Source organism: uncultured Gemmiger sp., from assembly GCF_934561205.1.
Classification (GTDB): domain Bacteria; phylum Bacillota; class Clostridia; order Oscillospirales; family Ruminococcaceae; genus Gemmiger.
Genome location: NZ_CAKTFU010000002.1, coordinates 168,521 through 182,868, shown reverse-complemented (window position 1 = coordinate 182,868; position 14,348 = coordinate 168,521). Strand labels below are relative to the sequence as shown.

Annotated in this window: 16 protein-coding genes and 1 tRNA gene; 16 read left to right on the top strand and 1 reads right to left on the bottom strand. The window is 48.5% G+C overall.

Annotation, left to right across the window (positions count from 1 at the left end; all coding sequences use genetic code 11):
• Positions 1 to 293: 293 nt before the first annotated feature.
• The 16 genes from Q0I19_RS02310 to Q0I19_RS02235 all read left to right on the top strand — a co-directional run bounded on the left by Q0I19_RS02310 (position 294) and on the right by Q0I19_RS02235 (position 13,912).
• Positions 294 to 728, top strand: coding sequence for an HTH domain-containing protein (locus tag Q0I19_RS02310; protein ID WP_294758390.1), 435 nt, complete (start codon positions 294 to 296; stop codon positions 726 to 728).
• Between the two features lie 368 nt (positions 729 to 1,096).
• The gene (locus Q0I19_RS02305; protein ID WP_294758391.1) at positions 1,097 to 3,016 is read left to right on the top strand and encodes an ATP-dependent DNA helicase; all 1,920 of its coding nucleotides are present in this window, start codon (positions 1,097 to 1,099) and stop codon (positions 3,014 to 3,016) included.
• Positions 3,017 to 3,031: 15 nt separating this feature from the next.
• The gene (locus tag Q0I19_RS02300; protein ID WP_294758392.1) at positions 3,032 to 3,478 is read left to right on the top strand and encodes a recombinase family protein; all 447 of its coding nucleotides are present in this window, start codon (positions 3,032 to 3,034) and stop codon (positions 3,476 to 3,478) included.
• Positions 3,479 to 3,487: 9 nt separating this feature from the next.
• Positions 3,488 to 3,910, top strand: coding sequence for a recombinase family protein (locus Q0I19_RS02295; RefSeq protein WP_294758393.1), 423 nt, complete (start codon positions 3,488 to 3,490; stop codon positions 3,908 to 3,910).
• A gap of 246 nt (positions 3,911 to 4,156) precedes the next feature.
• A complete protein-coding gene (locus Q0I19_RS02290) occupies positions 4,157 to 5,677 on the top strand; it encodes a recombinase family protein (RefSeq protein ID WP_294758394.1) in 1,521 nt (506 codons plus the stop codon).
• Positions 5,677 to 6,498, top strand: a complete 822-nt coding sequence (locus tag Q0I19_RS02285) for a recombinase family protein (protein WP_294758395.1) — start codon at positions 5,677 to 5,679, stop codon at positions 6,496 to 6,498. Before Q0I19_RS02290 ends, Q0I19_RS02285 begins: the two co-directional genes overlap by 1 nt.
• Positions 6,499 to 6,509: 11 nt before the next feature.
• Positions 6,510 to 8,099: a recombinase family protein gene (locus tag Q0I19_RS02280; RefSeq protein WP_294758396.1), complete on the top strand. Its 1,590-nt coding sequence runs from the start codon at positions 6,510 to 6,512 to the stop codon at positions 8,097 to 8,099.
• A gap of 201 nt (positions 8,100 to 8,300) precedes the next feature.
• Entirely contained in the window at positions 8,301 to 8,513 is a 213-nt protein-coding gene (locus Q0I19_RS02275; RefSeq protein WP_294758691.1) for a helix-turn-helix transcriptional regulator, read from the top strand.
• A gap of 145 nt (positions 8,514 to 8,658) precedes the next feature.
• Complete coding sequence (locus Q0I19_RS02270) at positions 8,659 to 8,928, top strand: hypothetical protein (protein ID WP_256273239.1); 270 nt, start codon at positions 8,659 to 8,661, stop codon at positions 8,926 to 8,928.
• A complete protein-coding gene (locus Q0I19_RS02265; RefSeq protein WP_294758397.1) occupies positions 8,916 to 9,422 on the top strand; it encodes a hypothetical protein in 507 nt (168 codons plus the stop codon). Before Q0I19_RS02270 ends, Q0I19_RS02265 begins: the two co-directional genes overlap by 13 nt.
• Positions 9,423 to 9,487: 65 nt before the next feature.
• Entirely contained in the window at positions 9,488 to 10,495 is a 1,008-nt protein-coding gene (locus Q0I19_RS02260; RefSeq protein WP_294758398.1) for a hypothetical protein, read from the top strand.
• Between the two features lie 122 nt (positions 10,496 to 10,617).
• The gene (locus Q0I19_RS02255) at positions 10,618 to 11,025 is read left to right on the top strand and encodes a helix-turn-helix transcriptional regulator (RefSeq protein ID WP_294758399.1); all 408 of its coding nucleotides are present in this window, start codon (positions 10,618 to 10,620) and stop codon (positions 11,023 to 11,025) included.
• Positions 11,026 to 11,460: 435 nt separating this feature from the next.
• Positions 11,461 to 11,545: transfer RNA gene (locus Q0I19_RS02250), tRNA-Tyr, on the top strand.
• Between the two features lie 484 nt (positions 11,546 to 12,029).
• Entirely contained in the window at positions 12,030 to 12,776 is a 747-nt protein-coding gene (locus tag Q0I19_RS02245) for a hypothetical protein (RefSeq protein ID WP_294758400.1), read from the top strand.
• A gap of 163 nt (positions 12,777 to 12,939) precedes the next feature.
• Positions 12,940 to 13,404: a DUF4430 domain-containing protein gene (locus Q0I19_RS02240; protein WP_294758402.1), complete on the top strand. Its 465-nt coding sequence runs from the start codon at positions 12,940 to 12,942 to the stop codon at positions 13,402 to 13,404.
• Entirely contained in the window at positions 13,382 to 13,912 is a 531-nt protein-coding gene (locus tag Q0I19_RS02235) for a hypothetical protein (protein WP_294758403.1), read from the top strand. Before Q0I19_RS02240 ends, Q0I19_RS02235 begins: the two co-directional genes overlap by 23 nt.
• Before the next feature lie 38 nt (positions 13,913 to 13,950).
• On the opposite strand, the gene Q0I19_RS02230 is transcribed toward Q0I19_RS02235, so the two are convergent.
• Complete coding sequence (locus tag Q0I19_RS02230) at positions 13,951 to 14,340, bottom strand: hypothetical protein (RefSeq protein WP_294758404.1); 390 nt, start codon at positions 14,338 to 14,340, stop codon at positions 13,951 to 13,953.
• Positions 14,341 to 14,348: the final 8 nt, after the last annotated feature.

The window sequence follows — 14,348 nt, the reverse complement described above, 5'->3', positions numbered from 1 at the left end:
CCAAATAAATTTATATAAATGGAAAGAGAGGCTTTGTATAAAAACAAAGGAAAACTTCTTGAACAAAAGTCTGAGTAAGGTTATTTAATCGGCCATTCGTCATGAATCCGCAGATCCATGCATTGTTTTTTGGACTTACCAACCCCACCGCCCTGAAAAACCTTTGCCGCAGCCGCAAGATAAAAAGTAAAACATCCCTGTCGTTTCAAGCCCGTCGCATCCCGTATGCGGCGGGTTCTTTTTGTTGAATAATTAGAAACAAGGCTGCAAAAACCAGTCTTGACATACGTTGTATGGATGGCGCCGAAAAATATTTTGGGACGGTAATTTTATATAAGACAGGTGCTGTCTTATATAGCGAATACAATACCCCCAGAGCTAAAGTTGAGGGGGAAAATCTGTTGGAAACAAGTGAACGACGAACCGAACTGATTCGACGGTTAGCTGTGCGCAAGCATGATACTATGATGAACTTAGCTTCAGAATTTGGTGTTTCTGTCAGGACTATCCAACGCGATATCGACCATCTCTCTCTCGTATATCCAATTGTTTTGGTTCGAGGAAGATACAGCGGAGGTGTTTACATAGATGATAGTCACCTTCCCAGACGGGTATATCTCACGAAAGAGGAGCAACAACTTTTGAGTCGCTTATCATATACTTTGACAGGAAGGGATTCTGAGATACTCCACGGTTTACTGCTCAACTTTGCTCCAACATGGTCATAGCTGTGTTGTCGGAACCTTGACAACCGAATATCCAGCATAACAGGTACGTTTTTTTCCCGGCAAGCCCCAGTGGGCGGTTTGGCAAACCGGAATTGCGGTGGGAGAGAGTACAATGATACGCCAGCGGCCTCCAGCGTCAGAGGGGGTGACCGAGCCGGAGTTGTAAGCAGTAAGACTCCGGCGGAGTCAGTGAACGGGTGTGCCAACACCCTGCCTGTTGTGTTCCCGGTGTCAGGGGTGCGGGCGGCAAATGTGGCACACATCGAACTATAAAATTTGCCGATCAAGGCAAATCGTGCGCAGCAGCTTTTTACAACTGCTGCGCATCATTTTGCCTTTATCGGGATGGAAAACAGAGGTGTAAACCAATGCAAACCTATCCGACAGGCTATGCGGAATCCCACCGCATGGCCGAGAAAATTTTCCGGGAGATTTTGCCCCGGCACGGCATGGCGGTGCGCGAGGAACAAGTCGCGCTTTGCCATGAAGTTTTAGATACTTTATATAATAAGGAAATTTCCCTGTGCGAAGCAGGCGTGGGTACCGGCAAAACGCTGGCCTACCTCGTGGGCTGTATTTTTTGGCAGATGAATCGTCCCGAACGAATGAAACTGCCCATCGTTATTTCTACCTCCAGCGTTGCGTTGCAGGACGCAATTCTCACTGAATACTTACCCGACTTGTCCGCTGTTTTGCTGGGCGAGGGCATCATCCGCGAACCTATCACGGCTGTTGTCCGCAAGGGCAAAGAGCGTTTTGTCTGCGATGCCCGCCTTGCCGAGAGAGCATCGCTGGTGCATCCGAAACGAACGCGGGAGAAAAGCAGCCTGCACATTGCAGAAAATATTTTGGACATGGATCATATCCCGGAACTTTCCCGGTATGACCGCTGCCGCATTTGTGTGCCGCAGTCCTGCCCACGCGATTGCTTCATGCGCTTGGATTGCCGCTACCAGCAATACTTGCGGGATTCCATGAAACCCGACATCCAAATTTGCAATCACAATTATCTGCTGGCTGACGCATCGCACCGGCAGGAAGATAGACCACTGCTCCTGCGCAGCTATCAGGCGTTGGTGGTGGATGAAGCGCACAAGTTGCCCGATGCCGCTCGCCAGATGTACACGGAAACACTATCCCAGCACAACATGGATGAATTGTGCCTTTTATTACAACAGGCGCACTACAAGGATTTTGCCAGACAGCTGCGGACGGCGTTTCTTACGCTGTCGTTCTCCTGCACGCAGGGGCTTTCCAAGCTGCGAGGAAAAGCGAGCGAACCGTTCCTGCTTACGCCGTTCCGCCGCGCTGCGCTCATCGACTGTACAGCACTGTTGCAAAATGCCGGCGGTTTGCCGGATGTGCCGCGATACCTGCTGAACAGGCTGGGAGAAGTCGAAAGTCTGCTGCGCCTTTTTCTTTTGGAGGTACCAACGCGCATCCTCTACATCGACTATGATGCCGACGGGCAGCCCACGTTCTGCGCAGCCAGCAGCCGCGTACCGCAGCTGCTCCGCAGTGCGCTCTGGAACACACGCGAACCCGCAATTCTGACCTCCGGAACACTGGCGGCAGCCGGAGATTTCAGCCACACGGAACAGCTTTTGGGGCTGACAACCTATCACCCCTTGCGCCATTTCTGCGCAGATTCTCCGTTTAACTACAAGAAAAAATGTCTGTTATACTTTCCGCCGCGCGTAAAAACGCGAATGGACAACCGCAAAATGGCAGAGGAAATCGTCCGATTGGTGGATGCTTGCCACGGTCATGCGCTGGTGTTGTTCACAGCGTACCGCCAGATGGCGGAAGTCCGCGCGCTGACGGACGGTCAATGGACATACCCGACCTATCAGGCATGGCGCAACGGCGGCAAAATCATCCAGCAGTTCAAGCAATCCGGCAATGGTGTGCTGTTTGCTGCTGGCTCCTGCTGGGAGGGCATCGACTTTCCCGGCGATATGGTGTCTTTGCTGATTATCGCCAAGCTGCCGTTCCCGATACCCGACCCGGTCAGCGATTACGAACGCCGACACTATCCGAACCTGCGGGATTACATAAACGCCGAAATCATCCCCGAAATGCAGAAGAAGCTACGGCAGGGTTTTGGTCGTGCCATCCGTACCGAGCAAGACTCCTGTGTGGTGGCAATTCTGGACGAACGCGCAGGCATCGGCGGCAAGTACCATGACGCCGCGCTGGCAGCACTGCCGACTTGCCCAATCACCGAGAAAATCGAAGATGTGCAGCAATTCATCCGGGAGCAGAAGCGCCCGGATTACTTTTTGTGAAAAGAGGAATCTGCGATGTACCTTATGCGAAACCACGATGTCTGGATTTATGTGCGGTGCGCCAACAGCGATCCGCGCATTGCCTTTGACCGACTGTATGACCTTATCGACGAAGCAGCAGGGCACGGCTTTCTTGTGCGCGGCACATCTTTTGACCATTGCAGCGGCAATACATTGAAAGACCGCATCGGTCTGCGCTCTATGCTGGACGCAGTAGAGAACGGTCGGATTGAAGCCGTGATAGTGCGCGATTTGGAGCAAATCAGCCGCAACAGCTACATACTGGTGGGTGTCATTGAGATACTGCGCCAGAATGATGTCTACCTCATCACCACCGAATGTGACCTGAACGCCGAACTCGTCAACAGCGGGTTGAAACGCTTTGTCGGTGACCGCTTCACGCGGGCATCGTTCGGCAAGCCGCGCTTTGATGTTCGACTCCCGCTGATGGATCAATTCTGAGGTACACCCATGACAGAATATAAAGTTTGGGCTTTTGCCCGCAGCGCCGCACCGAACCTGCCCGCATTGGAAGAACAGCTGGCAGATGTCATGCGCGAAGCCGACAGGCGCGGCTATATCATTGTCAACTCCTGCATGGAGCAAAAGTGCGGTACCGAATTCTGGCGACCTGATTTGTTCGCCATGCTCACCGCTGTGCAGCAGGGGCGTGCCAACGCCGTCATGGTGCAGAGCCTTGACCGGTTGAGCCACGACATTACAACCTTGTACCGCATCCTGCGCTTTTTGCAAAATTACGGTGCCGTACTGATTACGACCGAGACCAATCTACAATATGAACTCTATCTGACGGGGCTGGAGAGTCGGATTCTGGCTCGTACCGCGCGAACCGGAAAAAGAGTGCCGTGGGAGGTGGCTGTCGATGCAGATTGACCCGTTTCCCGTAAGGCTGGAACAGGAGCTGAAATATGCACTGGCCTATGCCGCGCTGGTATCCGCTGCCGCAAACGGAAGATTGCCTAGGGACATCTGCCAGCGCACGAATGTTGGTTATGCCCGGAAATGCGGCGTTTTGCGCCGAGAAGTTTAGTGGTTCTCGTGAATAGCTTTTGACCTGCCTTTCGGGTATGTTGTATGTGACAAAAAGAATGTCACAGCGTCAAACTCGGAGGAAATAGTATGCCGCAAGTCCAAGTTATTCAGCCGATACAACAACAGCCGAAGCGCCTTCGCGTGGCGGCCTATGCCCGCGTCAGCAGTGATTCCGAGGATCAGCTAAACTCGCTGTCCGTGCAGGTGGACTATTATACCCATCTGATACAGGAAAATCCAAACTGGGATTTCGCCGGAATCTATGCCGATGAAGGCATTACCGGCACCAGCACGAAACACCGTGAGCAGTTCAACCGTTTGTTGGATGACTGCCGCGCAGGGCTGATTGACCGCGTTCTGGTCAAATCGGCATCCCGATTTGACCGCAACACAGCGGATGCGCTGGCATCGGTGCGCGAAATGAAAAGACTTGGTGTAACAGTTGTTTTTGAAAAAGAAGGCTTTGACACCGAAACTGCCAACGGCGAAATGATTCTCAGTATGATCTGCTCCGTTGCGCAGGAAGAATCACTCTCCATCTCCAAGAACATGAAATGGAGTATACGCAAACGAATGCAGAGCGGAACCTATGTAACTGCATCCACACCGTTTGGCTATCGACAAGAAAACCGCAAATTGATTCCCTATGAACCTGAAGCTCTTGTTGTTCGCTTTATTTATGCGCAGTATTTGGCAGGGGAGAGTGTAGCAAGAATCACAAAATTGCTGAATAGTCAATATTCCAAAGAAGCCGGAGCATGGAATTCTCCCGCAGTACAGAGTATTCTTACCAATGAAAAGTACCGTGGAGATACCTGCTGCCAAAAACGCTATACACCGGATACATTACCCCTGCAAAAGAAACGCAATAAGAGTGAACTTCCAAAATATTATATCCAAGAAAGCCATCCTGCCATTATTATGCCGACAGATTTTGAGAAAGTACAAGCACTGCTTTCACAAAAGCGCACACATCGTTCACAGATGCACAGCTATCCGCTTACAAAAATGGCTGTCTGCCAATTTTGTGGAAAAATGCTTTCGCCCAAGACCCGTGCAAATGGTGTGCGGGTCTGGAACTGCAAGACGCATATCGTGGATTCAACCCAATGCCCCATAAAGCCTGTTTACGAAACGGAGCTTTATGGGGCATTTTTGTCAATGTACAACAAACTTTTCGAAAATCGAACGACACTGTTTCTCCCAATCTTTAACGACTTGCAGCGAATACAGGACATTAAGAGTATGCAGAATGAAGCAAGTAACGCGGTGCATACAGAAATATTACAGATATCAAAGCAACTGCACAACCTGACACGTATCCATGCACAGGGTTATATAGAGGAAACAGCCTACCAAGAACGCCGCATCCGAATAGAACAACAGCTTGCGGAAAAGAAAAAGTGCCTAACCTGCCAGAAACAGAATGGAACTGCAGAAAAGGCGCTCTATCAAACAAAACAAATAGACTGTTATATGCAAAACCATACGGCATTGACGGAGTTTGATGAAGAAGCTATGAGGACAATTGTAAAGAAAATTGTTGTCAGTAACGAAGCCTTTGTATTCGAACTGCCGAACGGTTTACATCTGAAGGAGAAGCGATAATGAAAAAACGATACCTTCCGTTTGGTTACGCGGTTCGAGACGGCAACATTGTGGTAGACACAGAGCAGAGGACAATAGTGCAAAACATTTTCACAGCGTACCTTGCAGGAAATACGTTCCAGCAAATTGCTAAGTCTATGATCTCCAAAGGCATAGAGTACCACCAGAATGATGCAGAATGGAATAAAAATACTATAAGCCGCATTTTGGGAAACGAAACTTACTGTTGGACAGACAGGTATCCGCCAATTGTCACGAAAGAAATATTCCGGCAAGCGGCACAAGTTCGGTCTGCCAAGGCATCGGCGTACTCTGCAGCACTTGCGCCATTTCGCAAGGATATACAATGTGGCTGCTGTGGCGAAAGGTTGTATTGGCATGGAAAAACAAATCAGTGGCATTGCCGACAGTGCAGAATGTGGAGCGCACCGATAGAAGAAGCGGTGTTATCCGAAGAAATCATTCAAAGGTTAAAATGGCTACAGGAAAATAGCCTTCAGATTCGAGCACCTGATACCCACTCTGTTGTTAGATCCATGGATTCTGCTCGCCTTGATCGAGAAATTCAACGAAAAATCGCAACAGATAAGTTTGACGAAGATGACCTTGTAGCTGCAATCCTGCACCGGGCAGAACTGGAATATGAATTCCGCTCTGCAGGAGATGCCGATCCGGCAACTATGCAAATACGAAAAGCTTGTGCCGAGTATAAACCGACAGATGGCTTCCCACATACCTTTTATAAGAAGGTCGTCAGCAAGGTCATCCTGTACCGCGACACCCATATTGAATTCAAACTGCAAAACGGACAAATTGTGTAAGGGGAAAAGCCATGAGCAACATGAGGATCATTGAGATTCCCGCATCTATGAGGGAAAGCGCCGGACAGAAAAGTGCTTCGCGCAAGCTGCGGGTAGCGGCCTACTGCCGCGTCAGCACCGAGGAAGAAGAACAGCAGGGCAGTTTTGAAATCCAGAAACTGTACTACACCGAAAAAATCAATTCCACCCCGGAGTGGGAAGTCGCGGGCATCTACGCGGATGACGGTATCTCCGGCGTACATACCAAGAAGCGTGACGGTTTTAACCAGATGATTCAAGACTGCAAGAAGCGCAAAATCGACCTTATATTGACAAAATCCATTTCCCGCTTCGCCCGCAACACACTGGACAGTATTCAATACGTCCGAATGCTGAAACAGATGGGAATCGCGGTGGTATTTGAAAAAGAGAACATCAACACCGCCACAATGAACTCTGAGATGATCCTTACCGTACTGAGCGCCTTTGCACAGGCAGAGAGCGAGTCTATCTCCCAAAATGTTGCCCGCGGCAAGCGCATGGGATATAAGCACGGTAAATTTGCCTTCCCTTACGGCAGAATCATCGGCTATCGAAAAGGGGCGGACGGCAAGCCGGAGATCATCCCGGAGCAGGCAGAAATCATTCGGCTGATTTTCAAGAGCTACCTGCAAGGGGACAGTCTGCAAAGCATCAAGGCAAAGCTGGAAACCGCGGGTGCGCTCACAGCCCGCGGCAACACCGCATGGTCAGCACAGAGCATTCAGCGCATCCTGCAAAATGAAAAGTACTGCGGCGACGTGCTGCTGCAAAAAACATTTACCGAGGATGTGCTGACCGGTGTACATAAGAAAAACACCGGGCAGCTCCCGCAATATTACATTGAAAATTACCACGAAGGCATCGTCAGTAAGCAGATGTTCCGAGAGGTGCAAACCGAGATTGCCCGCCGAAACAGCAAGTCTGCGGCCAACCAGCGCAAGCGCCGCCGTGGCCGCTACAACAGCAAATATGCCTTGTCCGAACGGCTGGTCTGCGGAAACTGTGGCAGCCCTTACAAGCGGGTGACTTGGAACATTCACGGCAGAAAGCAAATCGTCTGGCGGTGCGTGAACCGCATTGAGTACGGAACAAAATTTTGCGGTAACTCGCCGTCCATCCCGGAAGAAGAACTGCACAGTGCAATTTTGAAAGCCGTACAGTATTTGGCCGCAAACTTCACCGATGAAGTTGCAGCCCAGATCAACGGCATCCTGCATGACATCCAGACCGGCGAAATCACAAAGCCCAATTTGCAGGAGCAACTGGAACAGACCCAGCAGGAATTCGACCGTCTGCTGGAAATGTCCTTGGACTTCGATGAGGGTACACCGTTTCTGGATGACAGGTTGAAAAAGCTGAACAATAAAATTAAGAGTCTGAAAAAAACCATCGAGGACTGTGCAGCTCAACAGGGAAAAGCCCGCCAGCCGGAGATGCTGCTGTCAGTCAAAGACCTACAAATCCAAGAATATGACGATGCGCTGACTGCACGAATCATTGAGAAAATCACGGTGAGGTCGCGCAATGAAATTGAAATACGGTTCATCGGCGGCTACCAAAAGACAATGCAGCTAGCATAAAAATAAAGAGGGCATTGAAAGACCCCACGCAATGTGAACTGCTTGTTGAGACAGTCTATTGCGTGGTCTTTTTTTATATCCGCAAAGCCTTGCAGCAATGGGCCTTGCGGATTTTTTGATCTTATGTAATTTCAATCTAACGAATTGAATTGGTCACGTTTTTGTGATATAATAATTGATAATGTTAGGAGGTAGGTTGCCATAGCTGTAACATATAAAAAATTATTTCACTTACTGATCGACAAGGGCATGACAAATGCCGAACTAATGGAACAGGCAGGCTTTAGTGCAAATATCATTACCCGAATCAAGCATGACAATTATATTTCTCCTGATAGTATTGAGAAAATTTGCAAAACTCTACAATGTGGCGTTGATGACATTTTGGAATTCACCCCGGAGAAAGAAAAATGAGGGATGTTACAGTAGATGCACTCTTGAAGTATCTTATTCTTACAGAAACTAAGGTGTGTGCACGTTTGAAGCGACATGGCGCCACATCACTGCCAAACCGGAAGAAATCCTGACGTTGTGTGAACAGTTGAAATGAGGTGATTTAATGAAAAATTTAGATCGTAATGTCACACTGCTATGTCCGCTTTGTGGTAATGATCAGTTTTTATCATTGGACGAAGAGTTTGAAGATTTACTTCACGCAGGTGACGATGCACGAGTACGTTGCTCTGATTGCGGTTCGGAATACACGAAACGAGAGTTGCTCGATAGCAATGCCGCAATAATCGATAATGCTGTAGATGAACTTGCGCAAGATGCAGTCAAAGAACTTGAAAAAGAATTAAAGAAAGCGATGAAAAAATGGAAGTTTTGATTAGCACATTGAAGGAAATGGTGTCCTTCATAAAAGATTGGGGTGCGCTGATCATCGCAGGTATATCTCTGTTAGTTGCCATCATTTCGCTTTTTAAATCTTCAAAGGCACAACGTCTTCAGAACAAGGTTAATGAACTGGAACTCAAGATTAAGCAGGATGAATTGGACAAGATAACCAAAGAGAAGGAGGATGCGGAATTTGCGTGTGTCGAGGCAAGATTTATTACTGTAGGTAAAGGTAAGCACAGACTGAAAGTTTGGAATTCAGGAAATGCAACAGCCTATCATGTGTCTGCTCGATTTGATGGTGATGTTGGTATTATGATTATGGACCAAGAAAAGCAGCCTTTTGAAGAATTAGAGGCAAGAAAAAGCTATGAATTGCTTCTCATCACACATAATGGTTCGGCATCAAAGTTTAGAATAGTCACCGAGTGGACAGATTCAAGTGGCAATCAACATACCAAAACACAAATGGGCGATTTTTCATAAATCTGATAGTGTTGGTTTTGTTTCGGATTACAAATCGTATTTTATAATTGAGAGGAGGGGCATCAATGAATCACAATGATCGAGAACACTTCTGGCAAACATTATGTTCTTTGCCCGGTAATGATATTGTGGCAGAACGAGAACAGCTTTTCAAAGCAATTAAGTATCCGAAGTTGCTTTTCCGGTATCGACCTGTCAGCACAAAGAGCTTGGATGCCCTCAGAACGAATAAGCTCTATTTTTCTTCTGCGAATTATTATGATGACCCTTTTGATACCTTTCTTCACATCGACATTGAGGCAATCCGGAAAGAGTATTTAAGTGCATTCCAGACTCCGGAAAGTACAGAAGCAGTTGTGGATGGTGTTAAGTCATTGCTTGGGAATATTCTCTCTGAGGAGCAAGCAGCGCAGTTTACGGTTGAGAATGTGACAAACGCGCTTTCTCACGGGCTTACCGAAAGCTTTCTGAATGCAGCGCTTTCACTCCGTGATGAAGTTAAAAAGGATACGTGGTCAGTTTGTTTCTCCGAAAATGGGTTTAATGAGGTTCTGTGGCTGAAATATGCAGATCAGCACAGAGGTTTTGTGCAAATCTACGACCTTGAAAACAATGACGACTTCTTATGCGGTAAGCAGGAAAAATGCGCCAATTGCGGAATCAAGAACTACGGAACGTCGCTATATCCGATTTATTATTCGGACACGCCTTATGATGCAACCAAATTTGCGAAATTCGTTATGCTCCGAAAAATAGCAGAGACAGCAAAAACTCAGATTCCTCAAGAGCTATATGTAGAGATGGGAAATGTGCTATGGGAACAAGAAAGAACGACTCTGATCAAAAAAGAGTGCCATAAATACGATGAAGAATGGCGAATGATAACTGGCTGCATTATGAAGCCGCCGGTGATGATGGAATGGATCCCAAGCGGTGTAATTCTTGGCCTGCGAATGGGCGTAGCAGAGGAAAATCTTGTTGTAAGCATGGCAAAAGAAGCCGGAATCAAAAATATTTATAAATCCTACATAAATGCGCAAAACAAGCTGGATGCTTATCCTTTGAAATTGTAATCTTTCCAGCGGGTAAGTGAGTAGTTGAAATGAGGTGAAAGCAATGAGGAGAGAAGAATACGCTTGTCCCAATGGGTGTTCTCTTCCACCCAGAAAAAAACAACTTAGGGAAAGAGGTAGCTATGAAGCTGGGAGAGAAAATCAAGCTGGTTCGTAAGCGCAGAGGACTAACGCAGCGGGAACTGGGGGAACGACTGCACTTGGATGGAAACGTAGCAAATCGCATTGCCCAATATGAATCAGGATTCCGAACGCCCAAAGAGAGCAGAGCCAAAGACATAGCCAAAGCGTTGAATGTTCGCGAAGAAAATTTCTTTACAAGGGCAGAAACACCGGAGGACATTATTCGCTTGATGATTTGGTATGACTGGGAACATGGCTGCGGCGGGAGCGTTCCGATTGACACGATTCTGCTTTTTGATAATTTTGAGGAAGTGGAAAAATTATTGAAAGAGTGGTATAGCCAAAAGGAAAAATTAAGGGCGAGGACAATTACAAGAGCAAAGTATCTGGAATGGATGCTGCATTGACCCACAGAGAAAGAAAACAATAAAAATTCTCAGCACCGTTGATTTTTCACTTACAAAACAGGGTATCTTTTTTGTCACACTCAGACAAAATGAGATACTTTTTCAGGAAGTATCTCATTTCTTTTTACAAACCTAAGACAGCATCTCATAATTCCCGCCTGACGGCTCAAGCACGGCTCCGGCGGCTGCGACACGCCCTTTGCGTCGTAAAATTATATGCGGTTTTTGCCCCAACAATAAATCCACGTTGCCGGATTCGAACAGCCTATGTCCGCAACATTGTGTAACGCCGGCAGGGGGTGTTTTCTCGGACATAATACTCCTGCCAAGTGCAAACAAATAATATTTTTAATTATTTTTAAAAAGGGCTTGCTTTTTGAAAATAAACATGCTATAATAAATAAGTTGTCAACGACAACTCAAACAACTGAATAGGGGAGCTTTCCCGAGTGGCCAATGGGGACAGACTGTAAATCTGCTGCGTAATGCTTCGGTGGTTCGAATCCACCAGCTCCCACCAAAATGAGATACTTTTTAACAGGTATCTCTTTTCTTTTATCCAACCAAATAATACTCCTTATCGTCAGACGTTCGCAGGCCATGTCCGACACATTATGTCCCGTCGGGCAAAGCGCCTCTGCCGGACACCTTAGGGCAGTGCCTGACGATTCACACTCTTTACCCCCATACCGGACACCCGGTATGGGGGCGTTTTTATGAAATACAGTTACAAATTCCAAAGTCATTGTATGGAATTGTACCGACAGGCAAAGTAAACTGACATTCGGAAAAGTACGCATACATTGATTTCATCGTGCGCCTGCCGCAAGCAATCATCACAAAAACCTGTTACTTTCAGGTGTTGCAGCACCAAAGCAGAACAAATCTGCAATCAAACAGTTTCCGTTACCGTGTTCAAAGTACGAATTATGGTATGTAATATCCGCTACAATAAAAGTACGGAATATACGTTCTTCCTTCTCAAAAAAAAGGAGGCAGTTACCATGTGGAATGATTCGGATTACGGTGTCTACGGTCAAGGCGACGATGGGTACATTCGCTACTCTCAGGCCATGGACCTGATTCGCGAGCAGGAGGAAAGCCGCAAAGCCCTCATGGATGAATTCGACAGCGATTACAATAGTGAAGATTACGATTACGGTAATTGCAATAGCAGCAAGATGATTTCCGACAAAAGTTATACATCCAAGACGCCTAAAAAGGATTCTCTCCATGAAAAAGCACATCAAGATTATGTTCTTGCTGTCATCCTCTTGATTTGCTCTATTTTCCTGATAGTGATTTGTCTGTTACCTGAATATTCAGCCTACCCCGCAGACAGCGGATCGACTCCTGCCGCTGTCACGACGCCCAAACGCATCTGTGTCCGAAAAGATTGCGACAGGGAAGCCTATAAAGACTTTCTCTCCTGTTCGCTGCATTGTCCCAGACAACCGTCAGGAAACAGCTCTGCCGACAAAAACAAAAAACGGATATGCGTCAAGTACGACTGCAGCAAGGAGGCCACCCTGGGTTGCGCTTACTGCAAGCAGGATTGCCCTTATCCGACCTGCCCGCACAATTCAAAGCCGTCGTACAGCGGTTCTTATTCCTCAAAGCAAGTGCATGATGCTTATGATGACGGCTATGATGACTTGTACTATGACGGCGACTATGACGAGGATCGCTATGACAACGATCTCGACTACGCCACCGGTGTGGATGACGCAATGGATGATCTGGATTGGTAACACAAAAGTCTGCTACGGGCAGGGGCGCGGCAGCCCGTAACGACGCCATGAATTTGTGCAAACCCCACAAATTTCCGCCTTGCATTTTGTAGGGTCGCATGGTATAATACAGCCTGCGGTTGGATTTCCCATCCGCGAAAGTGTATGTAAGGAGAATTCACCCATGAAAAAACTGATTTCCGCTGTTCTCAGCCTGACCCTGGCCGCCTGCCTGCTGGCCGCCTGCGGCAACACCGCCGCTTCCTCCGAGGCTGTCTCCTCCGAGGCCGTTTCCTCTGAAGCTGTATCCTCCGAGGTATCCTCCGTTGAGGAAAGCTCCTCCGAGGCTGCCGAGACCGCTGCCGAAGCCACTTTTACCGTGGTTGACGCCGATGGCAATTCCACCGAAATTGCCCTGAGCATCACCGACGGTGAGAAGCTCAGCGACGCTCTGGCTGCTGCCGGTGTCATCAGCGAGGAAGAGGCCGCCGCCGGTTTTGTGACCACCGTCAACGGCATCACCGCCGACTACAATGCAGACGGCGCTTGGTGGTGCCTGACCGACGCCGCCGGCGAGATGACCACCGTCGGTGTTGCCGACATTGAGCTGCACGACGGCGACAGCTATGCCTTCACCTACACGAAGTAAGCAAGCCGACCACCGCAAGATTCAGCGGTTGGTTCTCAGCGGGCTTATGGGGGCGCTGCTGGTCGTCAGCAAGCAAATCATGAGTGGCCTGCCCAATCTGGAGCCCGTCACCTTGCTGATCGTTCTGTTCGCGCTGGAACTTCCGCGGGAAACACCGGGTGCGATCACGGTGTTTATCCTGCTGCAAGGTGTGCTGTACGGATTTGGTCTTTGGTGGGCGATGTACCTGTACATCTGGTACCTGCTGGCGCTGCTGGCTTGGCTGCTGCGCCGTATGGATAATGCGCTGCTGTGGGCGGTATTCAGCGGCGTGTACGGGCTGTGTTTCGGCGGGCTGTGTGCGGCAGTATATCTGGTTGCCAAAACCCCCGCCTTTGCGCTGAGCTGGTGGCTGAGCGGGCTTTCCTATGATGCCATGCACGGCGTAGGCAACTTTGTGCTGATGCTGTTTTTGTACCGCCCTCTGCGCAAGGCATTACAACTCGCAAAAAAGCAACTGTATGGATAAACAATCAGGAGCTGCCCGCTAAGGCAGCTCCTGATTGTTTATTTTTTGCGCTTCAACCAAAAGACTTTCCATTTGCCGTAGCCGTTGGGCTTATCCTCGGCAAATTCCTCGGTTTGCACATAGCGCTTAAAAGCACCGTCAAATTGCAGGGCGTGTCCGTTCTCCTGAATATCGGTCAGGCAGCGGGGCAGGGCAGAGCGCTGGCTTTCAAATTCCGGTTCCTTATCCCACATGATACGGCCGTCGGCGTCAAAGCCGTGTGCCCAGGTGCTGAAAACAAGGCACGCCGCCTCGCCGTAGCAGTAACGTTCAAATCGGATACGCCCATCCAGATAAAACAGCAGGCAATCGCGGAAGTGCGTTTCCATTTCCTTTTCATAGCGACGCCCGCAGGCAGTCCCGGCAAAATCGGCGGCATTGGCTGTCATAATGTTTC